This window comes from Ruficoccus sp. ZRK36 (genome assembly GCF_019603315.1).
Taxonomy (GTDB): Bacteria; Verrucomicrobiota; Verrucomicrobiia; order Opitutales; family Cerasicoccaceae; genus Ruficoccus.
Genome location: NZ_CP080649.1, coordinates 3241662 through 3267251, shown reverse-complemented (window position 1 = coordinate 3267251; position 25590 = coordinate 3241662). Strand labels below are relative to the sequence as shown.

At 60.4% G+C, this 25590-nt stretch carries 20 protein-coding genes; 11 read left to right on the top strand and 9 right to left on the bottom strand.

Going from position 1 to position 25590, the window contains the following annotated elements; genetic code table 11:
• Positions 1-7: 7 nt before the first annotated feature.
• Positions 8-2608 carry an ATP-dependent chaperone ClpB gene (clpB, locus tag K0V07_RS14240; RefSeq protein ID WP_345778179.1) on the top strand — a complete coding sequence of 867 codons (2601 nt, stop codon included), beginning with the start codon at positions 8-10 and terminating at the stop codon, positions 2606-2608.
• A gap of 167 nt (positions 2609-2775) precedes the next feature.
• Here the strand turns inward: clpB and K0V07_RS14235 are convergent, their stop codons facing one another.
• On the bottom strand, positions 2776-3273 hold the full coding sequence (locus K0V07_RS14235) for a hypothetical protein (RefSeq protein ID WP_220622053.1): 498 nt from the start codon (positions 3271-3273) through the stop codon (positions 2776-2778).
• A 154-nt stretch (positions 3274-3427) separates the two neighbouring features.
• On the opposite strand from K0V07_RS14235, the gene K0V07_RS14230 reads away from it, so the two are divergent.
• Positions 3428-4324: a phosphatidylserine decarboxylase gene (locus K0V07_RS14230; RefSeq protein ID WP_220622052.1), complete on the top strand. Its 897-nt coding sequence runs from the start codon at positions 3428-3430 to the stop codon at positions 4322-4324.
• 174 nt (positions 4325-4498) lie between these two features.
• On the opposite strand, the gene K0V07_RS14225 is transcribed toward K0V07_RS14230, so the two are convergent.
• The 4 genes from K0V07_RS14225 to K0V07_RS14210 all read right to left on the bottom strand — a co-directional run bounded on the left by K0V07_RS14225 (position 4499) and on the right by K0V07_RS14210 (position 8691).
• Positions 4499-5467, bottom strand: a complete 969-nt coding sequence (locus K0V07_RS14225) for a TIGR01212 family radical SAM protein (protein WP_220622051.1) — start codon at positions 5465-5467, stop codon at positions 4499-4501.
• Between the two features lie 48 nt (positions 5468-5515).
• Complete coding sequence (locus K0V07_RS14220) at positions 5516-5980, bottom strand: DUF4405 domain-containing protein (RefSeq protein ID WP_220622050.1); 465 nt, start codon at positions 5978-5980, stop codon at positions 5516-5518.
• Between the two features lie 72 nt (positions 5981-6052).
• A complete protein-coding gene (locus tag K0V07_RS14215; protein ID WP_220622049.1) occupies positions 6053-6730 on the bottom strand; it encodes a 3'-5' exonuclease in 678 nt (225 codons plus the stop codon).
• A gap of 35 nt (positions 6731-6765) precedes the next feature.
• Positions 6766-8691: a DUF294 nucleotidyltransferase-like domain-containing protein gene (locus K0V07_RS14210; protein WP_220622048.1), complete on the bottom strand. Its 1926-nt coding sequence runs from the start codon at positions 8689-8691 to the stop codon at positions 6766-6768.
• Between the two features lie 93 nt (positions 8692-8784).
• Between K0V07_RS14210 and K0V07_RS14205 the strand changes: the two genes are divergently transcribed.
• Both K0V07_RS14205 and K0V07_RS14200 read left to right on the top strand, forming a co-directional pair.
• The gene (locus K0V07_RS14205) at positions 8785-9609 is read left to right on the top strand and encodes a mechanosensitive ion channel domain-containing protein (RefSeq protein ID WP_220622047.1); all 825 of its coding nucleotides are present in this window, start codon (positions 8785-8787) and stop codon (positions 9607-9609) included.
• 413 nt (positions 9610-10022) lie between these two features.
• Positions 10023-10811 carry a TorF family putative porin gene (locus K0V07_RS14200; protein ID WP_220622046.1) on the top strand — a complete coding sequence of 263 codons (789 nt, stop codon included), beginning with the start codon at positions 10023-10025 and terminating at the stop codon, positions 10809-10811.
• Between the two features lie 168 nt (positions 10812-10979).
• On the opposite strand, the gene K0V07_RS14195 is transcribed toward K0V07_RS14200, so the two are convergent.
• Both K0V07_RS14195 and K0V07_RS14190 read right to left on the bottom strand, forming a co-directional pair.
• On the bottom strand, positions 10980-12020 hold the full coding sequence (locus K0V07_RS14195; RefSeq protein ID WP_220622045.1) for a LacI family DNA-binding transcriptional regulator: 1041 nt from the start codon (positions 12018-12020) through the stop codon (positions 10980-10982).
• Positions 12021-12049: 29 nt separating this feature from the next.
• On the bottom strand, positions 12050-13543 hold the full coding sequence (locus K0V07_RS14190) for an SGNH/GDSL hydrolase family protein (protein WP_220622044.1): 1494 nt from the start codon (positions 13541-13543) through the stop codon (positions 12050-12052).
• A 163-nt stretch (positions 13544-13706) separates the two neighbouring features.
• Between K0V07_RS14190 and K0V07_RS14185 the strand changes: the two genes are divergently transcribed.
• From K0V07_RS14185 to cimA, 7 genes are all read left to right on the top strand, one after another.
• Positions 13707-15134, top strand: a complete 1428-nt coding sequence (locus tag K0V07_RS14185) for an MFS transporter (RefSeq protein WP_220622043.1) — start codon at positions 13707-13709, stop codon at positions 15132-15134.
• Positions 15135-15291: 157 nt separating this feature from the next.
• Complete coding sequence (locus tag K0V07_RS14180; protein ID WP_220622042.1) at positions 15292-16629, top strand: homoserine dehydrogenase; 1338 nt, start codon at positions 15292-15294, stop codon at positions 16627-16629.
• 291 nt (positions 16630-16920) lie between these two features.
• Positions 16921-18144 carry an aspartate kinase gene (locus K0V07_RS14175; RefSeq protein WP_220622041.1) on the top strand — a complete coding sequence of 408 codons (1224 nt, stop codon included), beginning with the start codon at positions 16921-16923 and terminating at the stop codon, positions 18142-18144.
• Between the two features lie 18 nt (positions 18145-18162).
• Complete coding sequence (locus K0V07_RS14170) at positions 18163-18717, top strand: hypothetical protein (RefSeq protein WP_220622040.1); 555 nt, start codon at positions 18163-18165, stop codon at positions 18715-18717.
• A 72-nt stretch (positions 18718-18789) separates the two neighbouring features.
• The gene (thrC, locus tag K0V07_RS14165; protein WP_220622039.1) at positions 18790-20151 is read left to right on the top strand and encodes a threonine synthase; all 1362 of its coding nucleotides are present in this window, start codon (positions 18790-18792) and stop codon (positions 20149-20151) included.
• A 66-nt stretch (positions 20152-20217) separates the two neighbouring features.
• Positions 20218-21354 carry a DUF481 domain-containing protein gene (locus K0V07_RS14160; RefSeq protein ID WP_220622038.1) on the top strand — a complete coding sequence of 379 codons (1137 nt, stop codon included), beginning with the start codon at positions 20218-20220 and terminating at the stop codon, positions 21352-21354.
• A 260-nt stretch (positions 21355-21614) separates the two neighbouring features.
• On the top strand, positions 21615-23201 hold the full coding sequence (gene cimA, locus K0V07_RS14155) for a citramalate synthase (protein WP_220622037.1): 1587 nt from the start codon (positions 21615-21617) through the stop codon (positions 23199-23201).
• A 110-nt stretch (positions 23202-23311) separates the two neighbouring features.
• Here the strand turns inward: cimA and K0V07_RS14150 are convergent, their stop codons facing one another.
• Together K0V07_RS14150 and K0V07_RS14145 are read right to left on the bottom strand one after the other, a co-directional pair.
• Positions 23312-24181, bottom strand: a complete 870-nt coding sequence (locus K0V07_RS14150; RefSeq protein WP_220622036.1) for a hypothetical protein — start codon at positions 24179-24181, stop codon at positions 23312-23314.
• A 92-nt stretch (positions 24182-24273) separates the two neighbouring features.
• Positions 24274-25581 carry a hypothetical protein gene (locus K0V07_RS14145; protein ID WP_220622035.1) on the bottom strand — a complete coding sequence of 436 codons (1308 nt, stop codon included), beginning with the start codon at positions 25579-25581 and terminating at the stop codon, positions 24274-24276.
• Positions 25582-25590: the final 9 nt, after the last annotated feature.

Below are 25590 nucleotides of genomic sequence, written 5' to 3'. Positions count from 1 at the left end.
CATGAGTATGGACTTAAACACTTTTACCCAAAAGGCCCGTGAAGGCTTTATGGAGGCGCAGGCTGAGGCCCGCCGCCGCAATCACCAGCAGATCGACACCTGGCATCTGCTGTTCTCTCTCTTGAACCAGCAGGACGGCATCGTGCCGGCCATTCTGGAGAAGCTCGATGTGCAGCCCAGCGCAGTGACGCTGGCCGTCGGGCGCGAGCTGGATAAGCTCCCCGCTGTCACCGGGGACGTGGACGCTTCGCGCATCTACATCACCCAGGCGCTGCAGGACGCTATCACCAAGGCCGAGGCTGCCGCCAAGCGCCTCAAGGACGAGTACATCAGCGTCGAGCACCTCTTTCTCGGGCTGCTTGAGTCCGGTGACGCCAAGCTGAAGAAGCTTTTCTCCAGCGTCGGGCTCACTGCGGACAAGGCCCTCACCGCCATGCAGCAGGTGCGCGGTAACCAGCGTGTGACCTCCGAGAACCCGGAGGCCACCTACGAGGCGCTGAAGAAGTACGGCATCGACCTGGTCGAGCAGGTCAAAAAGGGCAAGCTCGACCCCGTCATCGGGCGCGACGAGGAAATTCGCCGCGTCATCCGCATCCTCTCGCGCAAGACGAAGAACAATCCCGTGCTCATCGGCGAGCCCGGCGTCGGTAAGACTGCCATCGTCGAGGGGCTGGCTCAGCGCATTGTGCGCGGGGACGTGCCCGAGGGCTTGAAGGACAAGACCATCTTCGCGCTCGATATGGCCTCGCTCGTGGCCGGTGCCAAGTACCGGGGTGAGTTCGAGGAGCGCCTTAAGGCCGTGCTGCAGGAGATCAAAAGCAGTGACGGGCGCATCCTGCTCTTCATCGATGAGCTGCACACCATCGTCGGCGCGGGTAAGACCGAGGGCGCCATGGACGCGGGTAACATGCTCAAGCCCATGCTCGCCCGTGGTGAGCTGCACTGTATCGGTGCCACCACGCTCGACGAGTACCGCAAATACATCGAAAAGGACGCGGCCCTTGAGCGCCGTTTCCAGACCGTCATGGTCGATCAGCCCACGGTCGAGGACACCATCTCGATCCTGCGCGGGCTGCGCGAACGCTTTGAGGTGCACCACGGTGTGCGCATCCAGGACAACGCCCTGGTGCAGGCCGCCGTGCTCTCGCACCGGTATATTTCCGACCGTTTCCTGCCCGACAAGGCTATCGACCTTGTCGACGAAGCCTGTGCCGAGATCCGCACTGAGATGGACTCCATGCCCGCCGAACTGGACGCGCTGAACCGCCGCGTCATGCAGCTGGAGATCGAGGAGGCCGCCCTCCAGAAGGAAAAGGACGACGCCTCGAAGAAGCGCCTCGAAGACCTCCGTAAGGAGCTGGCCGAGCTGCGCGAGCAGACGCACGCTATGCGCACACGCTGGGAAAACGAGAAGGCCGAGCTGGGCAAGGCCCAGAAAGTCCGCGAGCAGATCGAGCAGGTCCGCCGCGAGATGGAGCAGGCCGAGCGTGATTACAACCTGCAGAAGCTCGCGGAGCTGCGCCACGGTAAGCTGCCTCAACTCGAAGACGAGTTGAAGAAACTCGAAGCCCAGGAAAAGCAGGAGGTACGCTCCGGCGACACCCTTGTGAAGGAGGAAGTCTCTGCCGAGGAGATCGCCGAGATTGTGGGCCGCTGGACGGGCATACCCGTCTCGCGTCTGGTCGAGGGCGAAAAAGAAAAGCTCCTGAACCTGGAGAACATCCTGCACGATCGCGTGATCGGGCAGGACGAGGCGGTGACGCTCGTCTCCGAGGCTATCCTGCGCGCCCGCTCCGGCATCAAGGACCCGCGCCGCCCGATCGGCTCGTTCCTCTTCCTCGGGCCGACCGGGGTGGGGAAGACCGAGCTGGCCAAGACCCTCGCGGAGTCGCTCTTTGACACCGAGCAGAACATCGTCCGCCTCGACATGTCCGAGTACATGGAAAAGCACGCGGTGGCCCGCCTCATCGGCGCGCCTCCCGGCTACGTCGGCTACGAGGAGGGCGGTCAGCTCACCGAGGCCGTCCGCCGCAAGCCGTACTCCGTCGTGCTCTTCGACGAGATCGAAAAGGCGCACCCGGACGTGTTCAACGCGCTCCTGCAGATCCTCGACGACGGTCGCCTGACCGACTCGCAGGGCCGCAACGTGGACTTTAAGAACACGGTCATCATCATGACCTCGAACGTCGGCTCACGCTTCCTCATTGACGGCTTTGCCGGTGGGGAAATCCCCGAGTCTGTCCGCGAGTCCGTCATGACCGAGCTGCGCGCCGGATTCCGCCCGGAGTTCCTCAACCGCATCGACGACATCGTGCTCTTCAAACCGCTTACGCTCGAAGAGATCACGAAGATCGTGGACCTGCTGGTGGCCGACCTCAACCACCGCCTCGAAGACCGTGGCGTCAAGGTCGCGCTCGACGCAGACGCTCGCTCGTGGGTGGCGGAGAAGGGCTTTGATCCGGTCTACGGTGCCCGTCCGCTCAAGCGCTTCCTCCAGAAGCAGGTCGAGACGCGCCTGGCCCGCGCCATCATCGCCGGTGATGTCGGCGACGGCTCCACCGTCACCTTCACCGTCAGGGACGGCGAACTGCACATGCTCGGCATGTGATGCGAATGATGGGGCTCTGCCCCATCGCTCACTGCGTTCGCTGCTCTTTTATATAGAGCAAGAGAAGTTCGTTTGAATCGGCGCAACCGCCATTGCCCAGGCCGACGCTTAAAGCGTTGGCCTCAGTGATCCGACAGGATCACAGGTGCAGGACTGTGTCCTGCCTGCTAGTGGTGGTGATGCTCGCTGACGATGCCCCAGGCCCAGCGTTTGCCTTTCCACAGCAGGTTGCCGTCAGCGTCCTTGATGGTGACGGTGACCTTGTGGTGGGCGGCGGGATCGACGGGGAGCTGCGAGGGGCCGAATATCTTGTACTCCTCGTTCCAGGCGAGCGTCTCCGTGCCGAAGTCCCCGCTGACAGTGATCTGCGTATCCGTGGGCAGGAGTGGCTCGGTCAGGATGATGAGGTTTTTGCGGCCCCAGCCGAGCTCCAGCTCGTAGGGTTGGCCGTTGATTTCGATGGGGTAGAGCGCTCCAAATTGTTTGCCGCGCTCGATGTGGGCGGCCTTCTCCGTCTGCCAGCGCTCGTAGAGTGGGATCGATACGATGCTGCCGATAATCGCCAGGGCGACAATCGCGGCTCCAATCAGGCGCCAGTTTGGGCCGCTCGGGGGGATCAGGTTGGGGTTGTCGGACTGGCTGACGGCGGGGGGCTTGGCATTCATGACGGAAACCGGTACAACGTTAAAGATGCAATAGGGTTGCAACAATAGGGCCGAGGCCTGAGGGCTGTCAAGATTCCGGCCCGTGCCGGGACTCTTCGTGGCCATGACTTTCCCGCTTGGCGTGGCGGTGTTTTTGCTAAAACCTGTGCCCCGCATGAGCGAATCCCAAGGCCCCGAGTTTTTTAATCGCCTGACCGGCCAGATCGAGCGCGAGTCCGTCTACGGCGAGGCTTGGCTGGACTGGGCCTATAACAAGCCGCTGGGGCGGCTCACGGTCGAGCTCGCGGCCAAGCGCGCGTGGTTCTCACGCTGGTACGGCTGGCGGATGGACCGTCGCTCCAGCGCACGCAAGATCGTCCCCTTCATCGAAAAATACGGGCTCGATATCAACGAGATGGCGAGACCGCCGGACCACTTCCAAAATTTTAACGATTTCTTTTCGCGCCACCTCAAGCCCGAGGCTCGGCCGATTGACGCGGACGAGGCCACCGTGGTCTTCCCCGCCGACGGTCGGCATCTGGGCTTTGCCGATGTGAGCGCATCGGACCAGTTTTACGCCAAGGGCCAGCGTATGGACCTGGAGAAACTGCTCGGCGATCCCGTATTGGCGGACCAATACAGCGGCGGTTCGATGGTCATCTCGCGGCTGTGCCCGGTGGACTATCACCGTTTTCACTATCCGGCCGAGGGCGTGCCGGGTGAGACGCTGCTCGTCAACGGCAGCCTCTACTCCGTCAACCCGGTGTGCCTGCGCCAGCGGCTGTCTGTCCTGTGGGAAAACAAGCGTGCCCTGACCGGACTGAAGACGGAAAGCTTTGGGCAGATACTCTGCCTGGAGGTTGGCGCGACTTGTGTGGGCACGATCGTGCAGACGCATGTGCCCGGCCAGTACACGCCCAAGGGCGGCGAAAAGGGTTACTTCGGCTTCGGCGGCTCAATGTGCATCACGCTCTTTGAGCCCGGCCGGGTGGAGTTGTCCGCCGACCTTTTAGAGCATACCGCCGCCGGACGCGAACTCTACGCCCACATGGGCGATGTGATGGGTGCGTGACCGGGTTGCACCCGGTGGCATTGAGGGGCTTCGCCCCTACGGCACTGCGTGCCTACCCCTTTAGCTTTCGATTGCGCAAGAGGAGTTCGTGTGATCTGGAGACAGCATTATTGCCACCGGATGCAACTCGGCCTATGGCTCCGCCTTAGCGGAGTCATCAGTGATGCGTGAGCATCACAGGTGCAGGACTATGTCCTGCTCAGCGTAGAGGCGGCCCTGGTAGGTGTCGCGTTCGCGCAGGCGTTTCTCGACCTTCATCGCAAACTGGTAGTTGCGGAGCTTTCCCCAGTCCGGGGCCAGCAGCAGGTCCGCGGGGGCTTCGCTGGTGAAGCGTTCGACGACAATCTGCGGGTTGAGGCGCTCCAGGTAATCGACCACCGTTTCGAGGTACTCCTCGGGGCTGAAAAGGTGAAAGCGCGACGGGTCTGCCAGGTATTCGTCGGCCAGCGTTGTATCGCGCACGATCTGGAGCTGGTGCAGCTTGAGGTGATCAAGGGGCAGGGCGGAGACAGCCTGTGCCTGTGCTATCCAGTCCTCGTACGTTTCGCCGGGCAGGCCGAGCATGAGGTGAGCCCCCACGGTGATGCCCCGTTGAGCGGTTTTCTCGATGGCCCGGACCGAGTCGGCGTAGCTATGGCCACGCCGGATGCGGCGCAGGGTCTGGTCCTTTACGGATTCGACGCCGTACTCGATCATGACGGTGTGCTCGCGCGCCAGCTCGGCCAGATAGTCGAGGGCCTCCTCGGTCACGCAGTCCGGGCGGGTGCCGAGCACCAGACCGACGATGCCGGGCTGGGCGAGGGCTTCCTCATAGCGTTCGCGCAGGATGTCCAGCGGAGCATAGGTGTTTGAGTAGGCCTGAAAGTAGGCCAGAAAGCCCATCGAGGGATACTTTCGGGAGAAGAACTGGATGCCCTCGCGCAGCTGCGCGGCTATACTGGGCTGCTCGCGGCAGTAGTCCGGGTTAAAGCTCTCGTTGTTGCAGTAGGCGCAGCCGCTGCAGGCGAGGGTGCCGTCGCGGTTGGGGCAGGTAAAGCCGCCGTCCACGGATACCTTTTGCACGCGCCCCTCGAAGCGCCGCCGGAAGGCTCGCGTGAAGTCATTATAACGGCCTTCGTGGCCCCATGGATATACCGCGCTCATGCAGACCGTCCATTTATACGCCCTGTGAGCGGGTTGGAAAGCGTAACCTTACTCGTCGTCAGATTGCTGCCTCCAGCGGTTACCGGTGCCGTCGCCCGGTCCATTCCCACCATAGCTGCCGCCCTGCGTCTGGAGTGTGGAGTCGCTGGACTCGGCTAGAGTCTGACTGCTGACGGGAGCAAGCAGGAGTATCGCCACCATGGCCAGACCGGTGGCGAGCCCGCCGAAGACCGCCCAGAGGCGCTTCTTGCCCGCGGCTGCGTTTTTAAGCCAGGGCCAGGCCAGGTAAAGATGGGCGAGTATCAGCACTGCGAATCCCACGCCGACCCAGGTGTGCAGGTCCACCCACTCGTGTTTATCTAGCCCCAGCATGACGGGTGGGCCACCCGAGCCTCCACGATGTCCCCCTCCGTGAGGGAAACGCCACTTGAGCGCAAAGCCGGTGGCGGCGAGGAAACAGGCACTGAGCCACAGCAGGAGGTTCAGCACACGGCGGAAGATGAGCTTTTTCATGGGGCAGATCGATTTGTAAACTGGCCCTTGGAACAATCTCCCGCGTACTGGCGCCAAAGGGCGCGACCCGTGTTACTCCTCGGGGGGCTGCCAGCGTTGGGAGATGTCGGCCAGCGTTGTCATATTATAACGCCGGGCCAGGCGTAAAAGTTTCAGAAAAACCTGTGCGGTGATAAAGGCGTCGCCCGGAGCGGTATGGCGGTCGTGCGGCGGGATGCCGAAGCGGCGGCACAGCCCGTCCAGTGAGAAGTCCTTTTTCAGGTGCTCCTGTTCGGGGAATGCGCCCAGATCCTCCAGCCTCAAGGTGAGCTCCATGGTGTCGATCCAGCGGTTTTGCAGGTCGAGCCCGAAGCGCTGGCGGCAGCGCTCGCCGAGTATTTCCACGTCGAATCCGATGTGATGGCCGACGATGATCCCGTCCCGCAGATAGGCGAGAAATTGCCGCAGTGCGACCGGTTCCTCGACGCCGCCCTCCTGAGCCGACTCGCGGGTGACCCCGTGTACCACGACCGAGGAGGTGTTGTAGGCAAACTTGATCATGGCCTCGTACTGGTCATCGAGCATGATCTGGTTACGGCGCACCGCGACGGCCCCGATCGTGACGATGGCGTCCTTACGGGCGTCCAGGCCGGTGGTCTCGGTGTCGAGCACGACGAAGCGGACATGGTCCAGCGTGTCGCTGTCACTCCAGCTGTCGTCGAAGGACTCGTGGTAGAGCTGGATGTCGTCAGTATCTCCGAAGAGGTTCATGGCAGTATCCGAAGTTCAGGCAGTTAGTAGAGTGGCTAGTCGAGTTTAAGCTTAAAGTGTGCCGCTGCGTAGTCCAAGAGGCGAACAATCGTGCGAAAAACGCCCTTGAGGTGCTCCTGGTCGGCCTTCGTTAGCTCGTGCGGGCGGATAAACTGGCCGTTATCGCCGCGCCGGTGGCCGATCAGCGATTGCAGGGCGAGGCTGGCACTTACGGCCTCGGCAGCCGCGCGGAAAAGCTCGCGGTCCTCGGGCAGACGCTCTGCCATGCGCTCAAAGCGTTCCATCGTGTTCGTGCAGTCTTCCTGCTCGTACTCCAGCGCAAAGACACGGGCCACATCGACGAGCGGGTAGAGGGCGTGCATCTTGGTGTCGATACAGCTCCAGAGGATCCCGGCCTTGTCCATGACCGAGTCCCGGAAGATCGTGACCGGGGGCAGGTTTGCCATGGCGTCGTTGGCCAGCAGCGGGATGAAGTTCGGGCTTTCCTTAATCTCTGCGCGGATATGGCTGCGCAGGGCGTCGGCCAGCTCGGGGTTTCCGCCTACTGCCCGCAGGTCAAACAGCGTGGTCAGCGAAACGATATTGCTGTCGATTGGCTCATGAATCCAGCGGCTGTAGTAGGCCTTCCAGGTCGTAAAGGGCTGGCACCACTCGGTGTTGCTGGCCAGGCGGCCATTGGTGTCAAAGGGGAATCCGCAGCCGACGAGGATGTGGCTGACCTCTTCGGCCAGGTGCAGGAACCAGCGGCGGCAGTAGCGGCTGATCTCCATCGGCGGGTCTGCATAGACGAGAGCGGTACGCTGGGAGGAGCGGATCAGGCGCTCCTTGCGGCCCTCGCTATGCATGGCCAGCCAGCAGAAGTCGATGTCGGGTTTCTCAAGACCGCGATCAATCAGGTGGCGCTCAGCGAGAACGAGCGCGCGGTTCAGCACCAGACTGTCGATCTCGGCCACAAAGTCTGTCAGGAAGCCCATATGGGCTTCGCTCTCGAGGTATTCGATCAGGAGCTGATCGGCCCGGTCGCGTAGCCGGGAGAGGGTGCGCACATCCGGGGCGGAGAGTATCTGACGCCCGAGCGCATTGGGCAGGCGCCCGTAGTTCATCTGCAGCTCACGCTCGGAGATCAATCCGAGGACGGGTGAGTCGGGCGAGCCGTCCTGCGTCACGCACAGGTGCCGCAGGCGATGCCGGAGCATGAGCAGGAGCAGGTCCCCGGCATTAAGGTCCGGGCTGACTGTGCGTACCGGTGAGCTCATCAGCAGCTCGACCGGCTCATCGGGGGAGACTTCCGCTGTGGCCACGCGGCGGCACAGGTCTGCCTCGGTCACGATACCCAGCGGGTAGCTTTTGTCATCGGTGATGATGGCTGCCTGCTGGTGGTGGGAGGAGAGCTTGGAGGCGACATCTTTGATGCTCTCGCCGGGGGAGCAGTTCAGGAAGTCCTCTGGCTCAAAGGTGTGGTGCGGGCCGGACTTCTGGAGCCACAGGCCCTGTTCATGGCCGGGGCTGCTCTCATCGGTATGATCCCCCTTGGGGCCGGACATTTCCGAGAAATAATCGACGAGGTAGCGGGTGGCGGCGGGGTAGCGGGCAGCCAGCGGCAGAAAGTCCTCAAAGGGCAGGGCGTACAACAGGGTGTCGCTGGCGGTGATAGCTGTGTAGCGGTAGGGTTGCTCTCCCATCAGCCAGAAGATGCCCAGCAGGTCCCCCTCGACACGCACGTCGATCAGCTCTTCACCACCCTTGGCGGAGCGGGAGTAGAGGTTTACCGTACCCTGCTGGATGACGTAAAAATGCCGCCCGCGGGGCTCGCCCTCATCAAAAACGTGCTCTCCCTCTTCGTGGAACTTGACCCTCCCCGTACCGGCAAGCTGTACAAGGTCCTGCAGCCCGAAAAATTCAAAGGGGGGGTGCTGCTTGAGGAAATCAGCGACGCGCAGGGAGATGCTGGACGTTTTCATATAAAGTGTTCATTCTATGCGCCGATTCTGTACCGGTCCGAGCAAAAAATGACGACCGGACAGCTCCTAATCGCAAACTTACCATCCTCATCTATGGACGAAGAAACCAGCACCATCATGCACTTGGTGGAAACCTACGCCTTCCCGGCGATTTATGCCATTATTATCCTGATCGTTGGCCGTATCCTGGCCAAGTTCATCTGCAAGATATTCCGTAAGGTCTTGACCGCAAGAAAGGTCGAGGCAGCCGTGATCTCGTTTTGCAGTAATGTACTCTACTTTATTTTGCTCGCCATCGCGATCATCGCGGCGCTCGAAGAAGTGGGTATTAACACGACCTCTGCCGTGGCCATCGTGGGCGCGTGTACGGTCGCCATCGGTTTCGCTCTAAAGGACTCACTGGGTAACTTCGCTGCCGGGGTCATGATCCTGGTCTTCAAGCCGTTTCGCGTCGGGGACTTTATCCAGGCCGCCGGTATCAGCGGGAGTGTCGTCGAGTTGAGCGTGTTTGAAACTCAGTTCAAAACGCCGGATAACAAGAAGATAGTGGTCCCCAATGGCCAGATCACCAGCGGGCCGATCACAAACTTCTCCGCCCACGACACGCGCCGTATGGACCTGGTGGTAGGCGTCAGCTACGAGGATGATCTGCGTAAGGTGCAGGCAGTCCTGGAGGACATTCTCAACAATGATGAATGCGTCCTGAAGGACCCGACCTACACGATCGGCGTACTCGAAATGGCCGACAGCAGCGTCAATTTTGCGGTGCGGCCCTGGGTTAACAGCTCGGATTACTGGCCGACCTTTTTCCGCCTCAACATGACGATCAAGCTGCGCTTCGACGAAGAGGGGATCTCTATCCCGTTCCCGCAGCAGGACGTCCATCTGCATCAGGTCGACCCCAAGCCCTCGGCTTAGTCTATCTGTTATACGTATTTGTTTTTTACGACAGGCGCCTCCTGCATGGGGGCGCCTTTTTTTAGGCATGATTGAAGGCCGTACGATATTGGTTGGGTAGAGGTGCGGATTTGATGCATTGATGGGGTGATAAGATTTTCTAATTATGGTGCTTGAAACTCACTTATCTTTATCCCCTCGCTCATAACAAAATTGACCTTTTGGTCGGATTGAAAATGAATCTCACAATCACGATTGAGGGGTGGGGCTGACGGTGATTCATGGCTGCTGTGTCTCAGTTGTGTCCATGAGAATTAATTAGGGATCCAAATGATACAGAATTGAGACGCGGACTCATTCCTATCCTTCCGCTAAAAAGCTACTTGGCGGTCGAAGATAGGATCGGTCTTCATTAACACGATACCGATAATGCTATGACTATTAAAACAATCAGTAAACTTCTCGCAGTATCCTTCCTGCTTGGCACAAGTGCAGGATACGCCCAGTCGGAGATTTTCCAGGGGGTAGATGCTACCACTGAGGCAGAGGAACGGGAGACCGCTGTGATTGAGGATGAGGGTGAGGTCGAGCTGCACGCTTTTGCGACGATCGACTATGAGTCGATGTATGTCACCTCAGGTGCGCAGGGTGCCTACGAGTCGCTGCAGCCGAACGTAGAGTTCGCCTACTATGGGTTCTATGCCGGCGTCTGGGCTAATATGCCTCTGGACTCCAATCCCGGTGGGAACTGGACGAACGACGAGTTTTCTGATGAATACAATATCTACGCCGGTTATGGCATGTCCTTTATGGACGATCTGCTGAGTGCTACGGCAGGCGCTACTTATTACCTGTATCCGGACTTCAATACCGACCCGAACCACACTTGGGAGCTGAACTTCGGGATCGCGGCAGATGTACTGCTGAACCCCGGTTTCGAGCTCAACTACGACCTGAACCTCAACCAGCTTGAGTGCATCATCGTCAGCAGCTACGAGTTTGACCTGAGTGAGTACACCGTGGACGGACTTTCTCTGGCCGCTGGGGTTGCCTTCGGTTATCTGCAGAACGAGGTGGACAAGGTCTCGTACTTCTACGTCGAGATGGCAGTGGATGTTGTCTACACCTACAATGAGAACTTCTCGGTCTTCGCCGGTCCCCGTTTCTCAACTAACGATGCCGGTAAGGATAACAACATTGGCGAGCGCGCTACCAACTTCTGATGGGGCATCGGTGGGACCTTCCAGTTCTAGCCTCGCGAGATATTCGGAGCAGGGCGTACCGACCCTGCGTATAAAAAGAAGAAGACTTTCAAGCCCTTGCATCGGCCCCTCATCGGGGTGATGCAGGGGCTTTTTTGTCGCAGCCGATCTCGGGCGGACAGCGATGTGTTATTCGGGAAAGGAATCGCCGGGAATCCACTGCCCCTTGACGGAGATCGATTGCGGGAAATCAGGCGGCCCGAGGTGATTCCCCTGCAGGAGGGCGGTCAGCAGGCTGATCGCTGCGCGCCCGACCTCATCGGTATGCGGGTCGATTCCCGCCAGACCAGGCTCATGGCGTTGAATGAGATTGACGACTTTGACGTCCTGCGGGATGCGAACCCCCTGGGAGGTCAGAAGCTTCGGGATGGTGCCACCCGCGACCAGGATGACCTCCGGTCGGTGCTGCTTCAGCCAGTTTAGCAGGTTCTGAGGCGGGATCATGCGGTTGGGCGTGAGAAAGGGCGGGATCTGCTGCTCGGGGGGACGCCGGTACTGATCCAGCAGGTAGCGGGACAGCCAGGCCTCATTTGTCGAGCGGTTGACGATCTCGTCGATGGCAAAGCCGATCCGTGTCACGCCGGTGGCGCGAATGCGCTCCAGAGCGTAGTCGATGTCGTAGGTGTAGTTGGAGGCGACCTGGTGGAGATTTTCCCGTGTGGTGTTGTAGCCGATCAGTACCGTGGCAAACTTCTCCCACTCCAGCTCGGGGAACTCCTGCACCTTCTCATCCAGTCCGGGGAAGAAGATGACCCCGTGTATGTTTCGGGAGACAAGAATGCTGGACAGCCGATGGTCGGTGAAGTTCTCGGTCCCCATGTAAAACTCATCGATGCCGAGCCCCTGCTTTTCGGCGTTATCGATGAGTGCCTTATACAGCAGGTTATAAAACAGCCCCTCGCCATTGGTATGGGGGAGCTTGTTTTTAAACCTGCATATCAGAGCCAGTCGCTCCTGATGCTTGTTGTTGCGGTCCCTGAGCTGCGACATGAGTGCAGCTACCAGCGGGTTGGGGCGGTAGTGCAGTTGGTCGGCTACCTCACGAATTTTCTGCCGCGTATCCGCGGGGATGCTCGGGTGATTACGCAGCGCCAGAGAGACCGTAGAGCGAGCATAACCACTGGCATCGGCGATGCTCTGCAGTGTGATCGGCTGAGAATTATCTGGCATTATTCAACTAAGAGACTGCTGCTCGCCGCTTAGCGGGAGAGTTGCAGCGAGTATTCGTGGGCGACAGGCTGGGCAGCCTGCTTGATCTGTGTCTGGAGCTTCTCGATGTTCTGGCTGATCTCCTCCTGGCTGGTCTTGTTCTTCAGGTAGTTTTCGATAGCGCGGGCGTAGTACCCGGCATGCGGCTTGTCAGCATCCGTTGTCTTGTACTTGTTCATGAGCTCTTCAAGCTTCGGGCGCACCTGCTCCAGGTCGATCGGCTTGGGGTCATCCTTCAGGCGCGTGTGCTCGACATAGGCGATGCCGCGCAGGGTGGCCACCTGAGAGCGCCACTGCTTGACCAGCGCGAGAACCTTCTGGGCCTGCTGGTACTGCGGCGTGTTGGTCAGGGTGGCGAGATTCACTCCGCTGCCCAGTTCTGCCTGGGTAAAGGTACCGACGCTGTTGCCATCAATGTTCAGCGTGTAAGAGCCCTGAGCGAGCCCGGTCACGGTGAGCAGCTCCTGGTTGAGGTCTTCGGTGAAAGGTATGTATTCGAGGGCGACTTCGCCATCTGACGGAACGGGGAAGGGCAGGGCGTTCTCTTTCACGGTGAAGTTGAGGCTGTCGCCTTTGCGGGCGAGGTCGGTGACGGTGGCATTGTCGGCGCTGGCCTTGAGGCTCTTGCTGTCAATCTTCACGCTGGATACCTCGGCGGGCGCACCCTGTGCAGTGAGAAACAGATAGGCCATGATGAGGTGGCCGGGAGTGCGCGGGTGGACGCGGTCCGGTCCAATCAGGGTAAAGGTCGGGTCGTCCTGTTGAAGCTTTTCGTTGAGCGCAGTCATCGGGCCGTTGAAGTCTACCACGGTGAGGTCTTCCTCCTCAGCCAGTTCGCGTGCGAAGTCACCGTAGGCACCGAGCTTGGCGTTAACGCCTTTCAGGTTCTTGGTCTCGATGTCCGCTGTGTCGTCATAGGGGGTGGGGCTCAGCAGGATGACGGTCGCACCCTGATCCTTGAGCTTCTTGACGAGCTTGCGCATGTTCTTGCGGTAGGAGTCGTCACGTTTTTCACGCTGCTGCTGGATGTTGGGGGTGGCTTCCTGACCGTAGTAGTTGCGGCCGACATCGTTCATGCCGAGCATGATCGTAGCGACGGTCGGCTCGGTGGGAGCGACATCCCAGTCGTAGCGGCTGTTGGTGCCCCAGGAGGTGTCCCCGGAGATGCCGCAGTTGGCGACGCTCAGATCCTGCTCGGGGAAGCGCGTGGTGTAGTAAAGGTAGACCCAGGCGTAGTAGGTGCCGCCGTGTGTGATGCTATCGCCAACAGCGCTCCAGTGTGCGCCATCCGGGAACATCTCCGGCTGGCGGGTTTCGGCCGTGGAAATCGCAGGCAGGGACAGCCCTAGAAACAGGGCGGCCAGCAACAGGGCCGAAGTGGATTGGAAACGGGTCAGGACGCGTTGAGCGGTATGGATCATCACAGTTACGGGTTGGGGGGAATGGCCGTACATATTGGGGCGGCCCATCTTTGCTTGGATCATGGTCGGTCCCGGAAAGGGTTTAAAGCCTTTTTATTGGGCACTAAACGAGTTGAGTAACCTTCAGTTTGCGGCCGGGTCATACCTGCGCTGAATGAGTATATCTAATGACCCCAACCAACCCGCAAGCTGCCCTTAGGGAGCTTGCACGCCCCATGACATTGAGATGAGCACAGCACCACGTGTAAAAGAATCAGACCGGATCCCAGCGCCGCAAAAAGCCGCCTTCAGTATGGGCTACGGTGTGGACTACCTGGCCTCGGGCCTGACCATGGGTATCCTCTGGATGCCGTTTTTTAATATCGGACTGGGGATATCCCCGTCCGTGCTTGCGGTTATCATGATGGTGCTGCGTGGGTGGGACGCCATCACCGACCCGGTGATGGGGAATGTCTCGGACAACACCCGCACGCGCTGGGGGCGCCGCCGCCCGTATATCGGGATCGGTGCGCTGCTGACCGCTGTGCTGTACCTCTGCCTGTGGCGACTGCCCGAGGGGATGAGCCTGACGCACCAGTACCTCGCTCTCGGCGGGCTGGGGATCGCTTTCTACACCTGCTTCACCGTCTGGTCGGTGCCGTACTACAGCCTCCAGATGGAGCTGACTCCGAGCTATGACGAGCGCACCCGCCTGGCTGCGTGGGTGGCCATCGTCGGTAAGCTGGTGTACCTCGGCGGCGGTTGGGTGATGGCCTTTGCCACTTGTAGCCTTTTTGCTGATGCTGTGACGGGTGAAGCCGACTTTGTAAAGGGCATGCGTGCCACCAGCTGGATTATTGCCGCCATCATTGTTGTGATGGGGCTGCTGCCGACGCTCTTCGTCCGCGAGCGCTACTACGCTGCCACGGTCAAGTCCGGGCACCGTACCCGCCTGATCCAGAGCATCCGCGAGTCCCTGCACTGCAAGCCCCTGTGGTACCTGATCGGGATCACCTTCTTCCTGATTCTGGGCTCGTCCATCGCGAACACGCTGGGGCAGTACATGAGCATTTACGTCCTCTATGAGGGTAAACTCGACTCAGCCTCTATCCTCAACGGCTGGCGCTCGACCGGTGTGATGATTGTCGGTATCTGCGGTATTCCGCTGTGGGCCTGGCTGAGTGAGCGTCTGGACAAGAAGATCATTGTGACGATCATGCTGGCCGGTAGCGTATTCGGTCACTTGCTGAACCTTGTCTGCCTGAGCCCTGAGAGGCCCTACCTGTGGCTGGTGTCCGCCGTCTTTGAGGCCGGTGCCATCGGTGCCGTCTGGATGTTTATCCCCTCGATGAAGGGCGACGTGGCCGACTACGACGAAATCGATACCAACACTCGTCGCGAAGGCTCGCTCAACGCCTTTTACTCATGGTTCGCCAAGGTCGGCGGTACGATTGGAGCCGGGCTTGGGGGCTTCGTGCTGGACCTGAGTGGTTTTGACTCTGCCCTCGGTGGTGGACAGCCCGACGACGTGCTTTTCCGCATGAAGTGGCTCTACATCATCCTGCCGCTTGTCCTGTGGAGCTGCACCCTGTACTTCATCTGGCGCTATCCGCTGGACCGTCAGAAGATGAAGAACATCCGTGACGAGCTCGAGACCCGCCGCGGCAGCGTTTAATGATTTTGGCACGGCTCCTTGCGATAGGGGCCGTGCCTTACCCTTTTTCGGTGACCTGTTAACTCGGTGACGGGTGGCAGGCGTAGGAAGATTCTTCGGGCGCTTGTGTCGATTTCCCTTTCCGCAAGGGGAAAAATCCGTCTAAATCAGCCGCTTCGTGGAACAGAAAAAACAGAGCAAACAGGTCATTCGTATCGGACTGCTGGGCTTCGGCACAGTGGGGCAGGGCGTGTGGAAACACCTCCATGCGGATGCTTCCGAGCTGGAGCGCCGCCTGGGCGTTAAACTCGATCTGGTTCGGGCTGCGGTCTCGGACCTGAAGAAAAAGCGCGGCGTCAAGATCCCCGCTTCCAAGATCACGGATGACCCCTACGCGGTTGTTGACGATCCCTCGATCGACATCGTGTGCGAGCTGATCGGTGGCACCAAGCTGGCCCGTACGCTTACGCTGCGCGCGCTCAAGGCCGGTAAGATCGTCGTATCTGCGAACAAGGCTCTCATCTGCAAGCATGGGCAGGAGATTTTCTCCGCCGCCCTGCGAAACGGCACCCATTACTTTTTCGAAGCCAGCGTGGCCGGGGGCATCCCCATCATCAAGACCCTGCGCGAAGGTCTGGTCGCCAACCGCTTTCCGCTCATTTTCGGTATCCTCAACGGCACTTCGAACTACATCCTGACCCGGATGGAGCGCGAGGGGCTGAGCTTCCCCGCCATCCTCGACGACGCGCGCGCTCTCGGCTATGTCGAGGCGGACGAGTCGCTCGACCTCGACGGTTGGGATGCTGCCCACAAGGCGGTGATCCTCGCTTACCTGGCGCACGGTCGCTGGGTCAAGCCGTCGGAAATGCTCGTCGAGGGCATCCGCGGCATCACCCAGTACGATATCGCCTACGCCCGCGAGCTGGGCTACAAGATCAAGCTGCTGGCCGTCATCACCCGTGACTTTTCCACCAACTGCCTGAGCGTGCGTCTGCACCCGGCCCTGATCTCGCGCCGCGAGATGATGGCCAGTGTGGACGAGGTTTACAACGGCGTCAGCCTGACCGGTGATGTCGTCGGCACCACGCTGCTGGTGGGCCGTGGGGCAGGGCAGGACGCCACCTCCAGCGCCGTTATCAGTGACATCGCGGATGCCGTTTACGCCCTGCAGGGCTGGCCCGCGCCGCGCATCTGCGAGGAGGACGAGCACGTCTACGCCGATCTGCACGACGGTGTCGAGCTGGCCGGTCCCGAGTCCATCTGCTCGGCCTACTACCTGCGCCTGCGGGTCAAGGACAAGCCCGGTGTCCTGGCCAAGGTGACCGATTTGCTTTCGCGTGAAGGCGTGTCCATCGCTACCATGACCCAGCATCAGGAGCCTGAGGAGGGCACCGCGACGCTGCTTTTCACGACCCATAAGTCGAACGAAAAGGTCATGGCTGCTACCCTCAAGCGCCTCAAGCGCCTCGGCTCCGTCCTCGAAACGCCCTTCCTGCTGCGCATCTTCCAGGCCTAGGTGCGTGACCGCACCTGACAATGATGGGGCCTTGCCCCATCGCTCGCAGCCAATACCAATTTGCCTACAGGGTTCGTCGTCGGCCTGTGTCGGCGAGCGGAGTTCGTTTGAGTTGGCGACAATCGCCGTGGTGCATGTCGCCCACTGCGTTCGCTGCCCCGAAGGCGATTTGATGGCTGCATGTTTCTGCTCTGTGTCCTCTGTGTGAGATAAATATACAATCCCTGTCGGCGCGGATCGATAAATGGCCTTGAAGTAGGCGGGAAATTCACCATCTTTGGCGGTTTTGTCATGGCCCTGATTGTACAGAAATACGGTGGCACGTCGGTGAAGGATGTTGATCGCATCCGGAACGTTGCCCAGCGCATCAAGAAGACGGTGGACGAAGGTCACCAGGTCGCAGTGGTGGTATCCGCCCGCGGCGGTGTGACTAACGAGCTCGTCTCGCGCGCCAAGGAGCTAAATCCGCGCCCCGATGACCGGGAGATGGACATGCTCCTGGCCTGCGGTGAGCAGGAAACCATCGCGCTGACCGCGATGGCTCTGCATTCGCTGGGGGTTCCGGCGGTTTCACGTCTGGGCTATCAGGCTGGTTTCCACACCGACGACGCGCACACCCGCGCCCGCATCCGTGACATCACCGGCGGGGACATCCCCGACCGCCTCTCCGAGGGCAAGGTCGTGATCGTGGCCGGTTTCCAGGGTAAGACCGAAGAGGGCGAGATCACCACGCTTGGCCGTGGGGGCAGCGACCTGTCCGCCGTGGCGCTGGCTGCTGGCCTGAAGGCCGATGTCTGCCAGATCTACACCGATGTGGAGGGTGTCTACACCGCCGACCCGCGTGTGGTCCCCAATGCCCGCAAAATTCAGGAAATTTCCTACGAGGAGATGCTCGAGCTGGCCTCTATGGGCAGCAAGGTCATGCAGGCCCGTGCGGTCGAGTTCTCCCAAAAGCACAACGTCATTTTTGAAGTCCGCAGCAGTTTTAACCACAACCCCGGAACCATTGTGAAAGCCGAAGTCCCTTCCATGGAAGATGTCGTCGTGAGCGGCGTCGCTCTCGACCAGAACCAGGCGAAGATCGCCGTCTCCGACCTGCCTGACCTGCCCGGCACCGCCGCCAAGGTCTTTCAGGCCCTCGGCAATGCCAACGTCATGGTGGACATGATTGTGCAGAACATCGGCCGCGGGGGCGCTGCCAACCTGACCTTTACCGTGAGCAAGGACGATGTGCCGCGCGCGGTTGAGGCGGTGGAGAACTCGCTCGCCGCGATGGGCGGGGGCACCGTCAACTACGTGGGTGACATCGCCAAGGTCTCCGTCGTCGGGGTGGGGATGCGCAGCCACGCCGGTGTGGCCGCCACGCTCTTCAGCATCCTGGCCGAGCATGAGGTCAACATCCAGATGATCACCACCTCGGAGATCCGTATCTCGGTCGCCATCGCGCTTGAGGATGCGGTCAAGGCCTGTCAGGCTGTCCACGACGGTTTCGGGCTGGATAAGCAGCCCGACTAAGTCGCAGCCCTTTTGCCTATGTCCTCTTCCAGCCCGGTTTCGCTCTTTATATCGCGCCGGGTGAAGCTCGGGCATGAGGCGGAGATTCAGGCCTGGACAAAGGGCATCCGAGCCGAGTGCTCGAAGTGGCCCGGCTACCTCGGTAGCCAGACGCTGGAGCGCCAGGGTGACGACTGCGACATCTTTGATGTGATCGTGCACTTTGAGAGCACCCATGCGCTTGCCAGCTGGGTCGATTCAGACGTGTGCCGTCAGTGGTACGCGAAGATCGAGCACCTGATCGAGGACCAGCACATGTCTCGCCTGCAGGGCTTTGAGCCGTGGTTCCCGCCTCCGGCCAGTGCCGGTGGCCCGCCGCCGCCCCGCAAGTGGAAGATGTGGATCATGAGCTTCCTGTGTGTGTACCCGCTGGTGAATCTCGTGCTCTATCTGTTCGGGCCGCTGGTGGGCGACATGGCACTGTGGGCGCGCCTGCTGATCTCCGTGCCGATTGTCACCTTCTTGATGGCGTTCTTCGTCATGCCGTTTCTCAGCCGCGTCTTTGCCCGCTGGCTGTACCCGTCGAGTCCGTAGCCGAAAAGTCTCGTCGAAAAGGCGCACTTTCCCCTTGTCGAGTGGGGAGGGGGGCGGTTTCTTGGAGGGCTTATGGAATACGTCAGTACGCGCGGGCAGAGCGAAGCGGTAAGTTTCACGCAGGCGGTTGCGGCCGGATTGGCCCCGGACGGCGGGCTGTACCTGCCCAGGGAGCTGCCCGACCTCTCGGGTAAGCTGGCCGAGTGGGAAGGCCTGGACTACCCGGCGCTGTGCTACGAGTTCCTCAAGGTTTTCGCTACGGACATGGACGAGTCCGTCCTGCGCCGTCTGGTCGATGATTCCTACACCCGCTTTACCGACCCGAAGATCGCGCCGCTGGTCGCGCTCAGCGACGACCTTTACGTGTTGGAGCTGTTCCACGGCCCCACGCTGGCCTTCAAGGACTTTGCGCTGCAACTGGTGGGCAACCTCTACGAGGAGCAGATCCGGGAGAGCGGCGAGCACATTAACGTCCTCGGTGCTACCTCCGGCGATACCGGCTCGGCGGCCATTCACGGCCTGCTCGGTAAGGACGGGGTCAACATCTTCATCCTGTACCCGGACGGGCGCATCTCCCCGCTGCAGGAGCGCCAGATGACGACCACCGGCGCTGCCAATGTTTTCCCCATTGCCATCTCGGGCAGCTTCGATGACGCGCAGTTGATCGTCAAAGAGCTCTTCGGTAATCTCGACCTGAAGCGCCAGTATCGTCTCTCGGCCATCAACTCGATCAACCTGGCCCGCATTCTGGCGCAGTGCGTTTACTACTTCTACGCCTACTTCCAGCTCCCGCCGGAGCGCCGCGAGGCGGTCGAGTTCATCGTGCCCACCGGTAACTTTGGTAACATCCTGGCCGGGTGGCTGGCCAAGCGTATGGGCCTGCCGGCGGCATCCTTCCGGGTGGCGACGAACCAGAACGACATCCTCTACCGGCTCTTTACCACCGGTCAGTATCAGGTCGATGAAGTCGTTCCCAGCCTGGCTCCCTCGATGGACATTCAGGTGGCTTCAAACTTCGAGCGCTTCCTGTACTATCTGGAGGGGCGCGACCCGGCCAAGGTCCGCGAGGTTATGAGCGCCTTCAAGGACAACGGGCGGCACAGCTTCGAGCAGTTTGACCCCGACGTCTTTACCGCCTCGCATACCACGGATGCGGGCATCCGCGAGATCATCGCCGATGTCTACAAGAAGTACAACTACGTGGTCGATCCGCACACGGCCTGCGGCTTTGTCGAGCGTGATCCGGCCAAGACCGCCGTGGTCCTCTCGACGGCACACCCGGCCAAGTTCCCCGATACGATCACTGAAGCCATCGGGGTGGAGTCGACCTCGCCCGCGCTGGAAGAGCTCAAGTCGAAGGAAATCGTTAAGCACCTCCTCCCGGCGGACATTGATGCGGTGCGCGCATTTATCGAGGAGCACGCCCAACTTTAGATGTAAAGTGCCCGGACTGAGGTTTTTCCCCTTGGCAGGTCCGGCGTGCGTCCCAATCTTTTGCCCGTGAATTTCGCTAAGGCCCTATTACTGGCAGGAGCCGTACTGATCGGCACTCCGACTGTGCATGCGCAGTGGGGGGAGGATATGGGCCTGGGGTTTGCCAGTGGCGAGTCGCTCAATGTGAGCGTCCCTACCGTGCGCAAGCGCTACTCCTCGGATGGCCAGGACTGGGTCACACTCGTCACGGGCGAGAAGATCATGGGCAAGATCATCAGCATGGATGGGGGCACCCTGATCATATCCAGTAAGTTGCTGGGGACGGTTTCCATTTCATGGGATCAGGTCGTCGAGATCCAGAGCGAGAAGCCCATTGTGACCAAGCTGGAGGACAAGCAGACCTATGAGGGGACGGTTCAGCTCAATGACAAGGTGGTCCAGATCACTGCTCCGGACGGTCAGGTAAAAACCGTCCCTAAGGACGAGGTGGTCGAGCTGGGCTCCGCCCATAAAAGCGAACTCGATAACTGGTCCTTCAGCCTCGGGGTCGGTATCGACTACGAGACCGGTAATACGGAGGAGACCGAGTACAGCGCCTTTGTCGACATCAAGCGTGAGACCGAGCTGACACGCTTTATCATCTACTACATGGGTAACTATACCATCACGAACAACGAGGTTACCCAGAACGACCAACTCGTCACCAGCGCGTTCGACTACTTCCTCTCGGAGAAGTTCTTTGTGCGCCCGGCCTTTCTCCAGTATTACCGCAACCCCTTTCAGAACATAGACTTCCAGGGGACGATCGGGGCCGGTGTGGGCTACCAGTTCTTCCGGACTTCGAAGCTCGGCCTGAACGTCGTGGCCGGCCCCGCCTACCAGGCGACCTATTACGAGACCGTCCCGACCGGGGCCTCGAAGTCGATTCACGGAATTGCCGCCTTTGTCGAGGCCAACCTGCACTACCAGATCCTGTCGGACCTGCGTCTGGAGAGCTATAACCAGCTCTTTATCACGAACAAAAATGCAGGCCTCGTGAACGGTAACTTTACCACCACGCTCTCGTACTCGATGACGAATCTGCTCGACCTCATCTGGTCCCTGCAGTGGGAGTACCTGGCCTATCCGCAGGTGGACTCCAGCGGCAACACCCCTAAGTCGACCGACATCACGCTGACGATGGGCATTGGGATCAGCTATTGAGGCCTCGGTGGCCCCCGGAGGGGATGAAATAAAGCATTGTCATAGCAGCGAAAGCCATTTTCATTAATCGCCTTTCACATGCAGTTTATCGTCACCACTCTCGCTATTGCGCGAATTCGGTAGCCCGGGATCCTTTCCGGGCCTTGGTTGGCATGTGATTTACGGAAGGGTTTTCCGGGCAGGGCGTTAAGCTCACGGCGGGGCAGCGTTTTTTCGCTGCCAGGCACGTTTCTTTTTTTTCGCGTAATACGACTTTTCCCATGAACCCCGATTCCAAAGTTTTTATCTATGACACCACCCTGCGTGACGGTACGCAGGGCGAGGGCGTATCCTTCTCCGTCTCGACCAAGCTCCGTGTGGCCGAGAAGCTCGACCAGTTCGGCGTGGACTACATCGAGGGCGGCTGGCCCGGCTCGAATCCCCGCGACGTGGACTTTTTCCAGCAGGCCAAAGAGCTGGAGCTGAGCCACGCGAAGATCGCGGCCTTCGGCTCCACCCGCCGCGCCAACACCCCCGTCGAGGAAGACCCGCAGGTGCAGCTCCTCATCGACGCCGAGACGCCGGTCGTCACTATCTTTGGTAAGACCTGGCTGATGCATGTGACCGAGGTCATCCGCACCACGGCTGAGGAAAACCTCGCCATGATCGAGGACACCGTCCGCCACCTCAAAAGCAACGGCCGCGAAGTCCACTATGACGCCGAGCACTTCTTCGACGGCTACAAGGACAACCCCGAGTATGCGCTTAGTACGCTGGCAGCCGCTCAGCGCGGTGGGGCGGACTTTCTCACGCTCTGCGACACCAATGGCGGCATGATGGTGCATGAAGTCTCCGAGGTCGTCAAAAGCGTGGTCGAGCGCTTCCCGGATGCGAAGATCGGCATGCATTGCCACAACGACTGCGGCCTGGGTGTCGCCGTCAGCCTGGCGGGCGTCCGCGAGGGGGCCTGCATTGTTCAGGGCACGATGAACGGCTTTGGCGAGCGCAACGGTAACGCCAACCTCACCAGCATCATCGCAAACCTTTCGCTCAAGCTCGGCTATCAGGTCAACTGCGCCCCGAAGCTGAACAAGCTGCGCGACATCTCGCTCTTCGTGGATGAGATGGCAAACCTGCGGCCCGACATCCGCGCGCCTTTCGTCGGGGCGGCTTCCTTCGTCCACAAGGGTGGGGTACACGCCGACGCGGTGAACAAGGTGAAGCACTCCTACGAGCACATCAGCCCCGAGGCCGTGGGTAACCGCACCCGCGTGCTTGTCTCGGATATGTCCGGGCGCTCATCGGTCATGATGAAGGCCAACGAAATGGGCCTGAATGTGGACCCGAAGTCCCCGCAGATGAAGGAGTTTCTAGAGGAGCTGAAAGGCCTCGAATACCGTGGCTACGAGTACGAGGCCGCCGACGCGTCCTTCCGGCTCATGCTGGCCCGCTTCCTCAAGAATAAGCCCGATCACTTTGAAGTCATCCACTACCGCGTCATCGACGTACACGGTGAGTGGAAGGACGAGCTCACCTCCGAGGCCTCCGTCAAGCTGCGTATCAACGGCGAGGTTTACCACACGGTGGCCGAGGCGACTGGTCCGGTCGGTGCGCTCGACCTGGCTATCCGGCGTGCGCTGGAGCAGGTCTACCCGCAGATCAGCAGTGTGCGCCTGATGGATTTCAAGGTCCGTATCCTTGACGGTAAGCAGGGGGCCGACTCCATCATCCGTGTGCAGATCGAGTCGACCGACGGCGAGAAAATCTGGGGCACCGTTGGCGCCTCCGATGACATCATCGAGGCCTCCTGGGAAGCCCTTCTGGACTCCTACGAGTACAAGCTTCTCCTCGACGCTCAACAGCAGTAGGGGGCTGGACTCACGCTCTCAGACTTGTTCTGGGCTGGCCTGCGGTCTGCATTTCTTCACGTAGTGCCATCCGTGATGTGTAAGCATCACAGGCCCAGGACTCGCCCTGATCACGCACTGCCGGTGAGCGAGAGCACTTCGTGGAAGGTCTGGCGGTCCTCGGGGGTTGTGCGCTCATCCAGATCCAGCGTGCTGACCATCTCGTCGATGTTCAGGCGGTCACGCAGGCGGGCATCGACGAGCAGGCGGTAGGCGAGGTCTGTGCTCTGGTACCAGTGCGACTCCAGTTGCCGGGCTATGTCGCATAGTTCATCCACCGTAATATCCGAAAAGTGGCAAACGCCCTTCAGGTACGAGCGCACCGCTGAGCCTTTGTTAAACTGCTCGGCGGAGAAAAAGTGGGAAAGGATTGCCCCGATGGTAACCAGCGCGCGGGTCAGCTTGTTCGTGCGGTCTTTGGGGTCGCGGTGCCAGTACTGCTCGAATGTTTTCTCGAAGCCGGGCATGGCCAAAAACTGTGCGAAATCCTCCTCGCGCTCCGACTCAGCCGGGAGGCTGTCCTCCTCTGTTTGAGCAGATACACTGCGGGATCGGCGGAGCAGCATGAAGGGCAGACCGCGCTGGCCAGGCGTGAGCCAATCCCGGATCAGCGGGTGTCGGGCGGCGGTGACACTCAGGTCCTCGGGCAGACAGCTCAGTATCCAGGTGCCCAGGGCCTGGCGGGCCTTGGGGGTCGGTACGAGCTTCTCGATGCGCCGTGTCAGGTAGCGCTCTTCGTTGACCGTCGGTGCGCTCTCTTCGTAGAGCTCGATCAGTCGCCGGTCCTCAGGCTTGAGGGTGTCCAGCTGTTGGACGATCTCCCGCAGGGTTGTCCAGTTTTCACGCATCATCTTGCCGCCGGTCTCCCAGCTCAGGCAGTAGGCCAGGCAGAGTGACAGCCGCAGGGTTTCAGAGGAAAACTGAGGTGGCGGAACCTTCATGAGGTAAGACTCATATGGATCAGAAAAAAACAGCCTACGTCAACGCAACTCGTCTGCATTTGCAAAATATGACGTCGCTTTCACAAAATGCCTCATTGCCGAAAGAGTTTTTCATCCAGCGGCGTTGTTAGTTTGATCGGTTGCCAGTGCTCGCGGAACGCATCTGCGTCTGCATGGCGTCCGGTTTGGGCGAGTCCGTGGGCGTACGCTAGGCGAAAGAGATCGTCCTGAGCGTCGCTGCCTCCGACGCAGGCAACCTGCTCGATGATGGGGCGCAGCAGCTCGACAGCTTCGTGGTGGTGGCCCTGCCCGCAGGAGGCACTCGCCTCGACCAGGTTTCGGCCAATGGGAGCCCAGATTTGGCGGGCCTCTGAGTCGTGCCCCTCGGAGCGCTTCCAGACGGTTTCCAGCAGCTCGCCGAGAGCGTCGTCGTTACCCGCTCGGGAAAAGGCATAGGCGTAGTGTGCGCTGAGAAAGGGGATAAAGGTTTCCCGGGCGCGCGGGGCCGCGCGGGTGGCTATCTCCTGCCAAAACTTGTCCATCTCGAACCCGGCCATATCCATCCGCCAGACCAGCGAAATCGCGTCCACCTGCTCGCCGACGGCATCGGGAGAGTACGGCCAGATGATTTCGTCGAAGACACGGCGGGTGTTCTGCTCGTCAAGCTGTTCCAGATAGAGCAGGGCGAGGTGCCAGCCGTCATGGCTCTGGATGAGCCGGTCGCAGGTCTTCAGAGCTGGCAGAAAGTTCTCCATCTCGCGGATACCGGTTTCGATCTCTCCGGTGCGGATGAGAGCGTGGCTGAGGGCATGCTGTGCCCAGGCGTTGCGCGGTTCGGCTTCGATTGCGCGGCGGGCCAGTGATTGCGCCTCCCGCAGCTGGTCACACAGCTCGTAGGCAAAAGCCTGCATGCCCAGAAAGTCCGGGTCCCCGGCGTTGGCATGCTCAAGGCGATCTACGTGTGCGCGGTAGCGTGGGCCGCTGTCCTGCTGGCCGAGTGTGTAGTAAACGTATTCGCAGAACTTGAGCGCGAGCAGGTCGCGGGGGAACTCCTCGGTGAGCTGCTCCAGAAGTTCCTGCGTCTCATAGAAATGCCCGCGCCGAAAACGCTGCATGGCCTCCAGAAGTCTGAGGTCGCGTGGTGTCAGGCGGGATATATGGCGCTCGACCTGATCGAGGAATTGTCCTGCTTCTTGCAGTCCGTCAGCGGTCTGGCTATAGAGGCAGACCAGGGCGGAGTAGAGGTTTAGCAGCGGATCTTCCGGCTCTTCATCCCGGGCTTGGCGCAGCTCCTCCATGCCTGCATCCAGTCTGAGCAGGCGGCGATTAAAGTTATTCGTCGCCCGAAGCGCAGTTTCTGAGGTGGCGCTGACTGGGATACCGCGAAGATCCTCCGGCATAGGCCAATA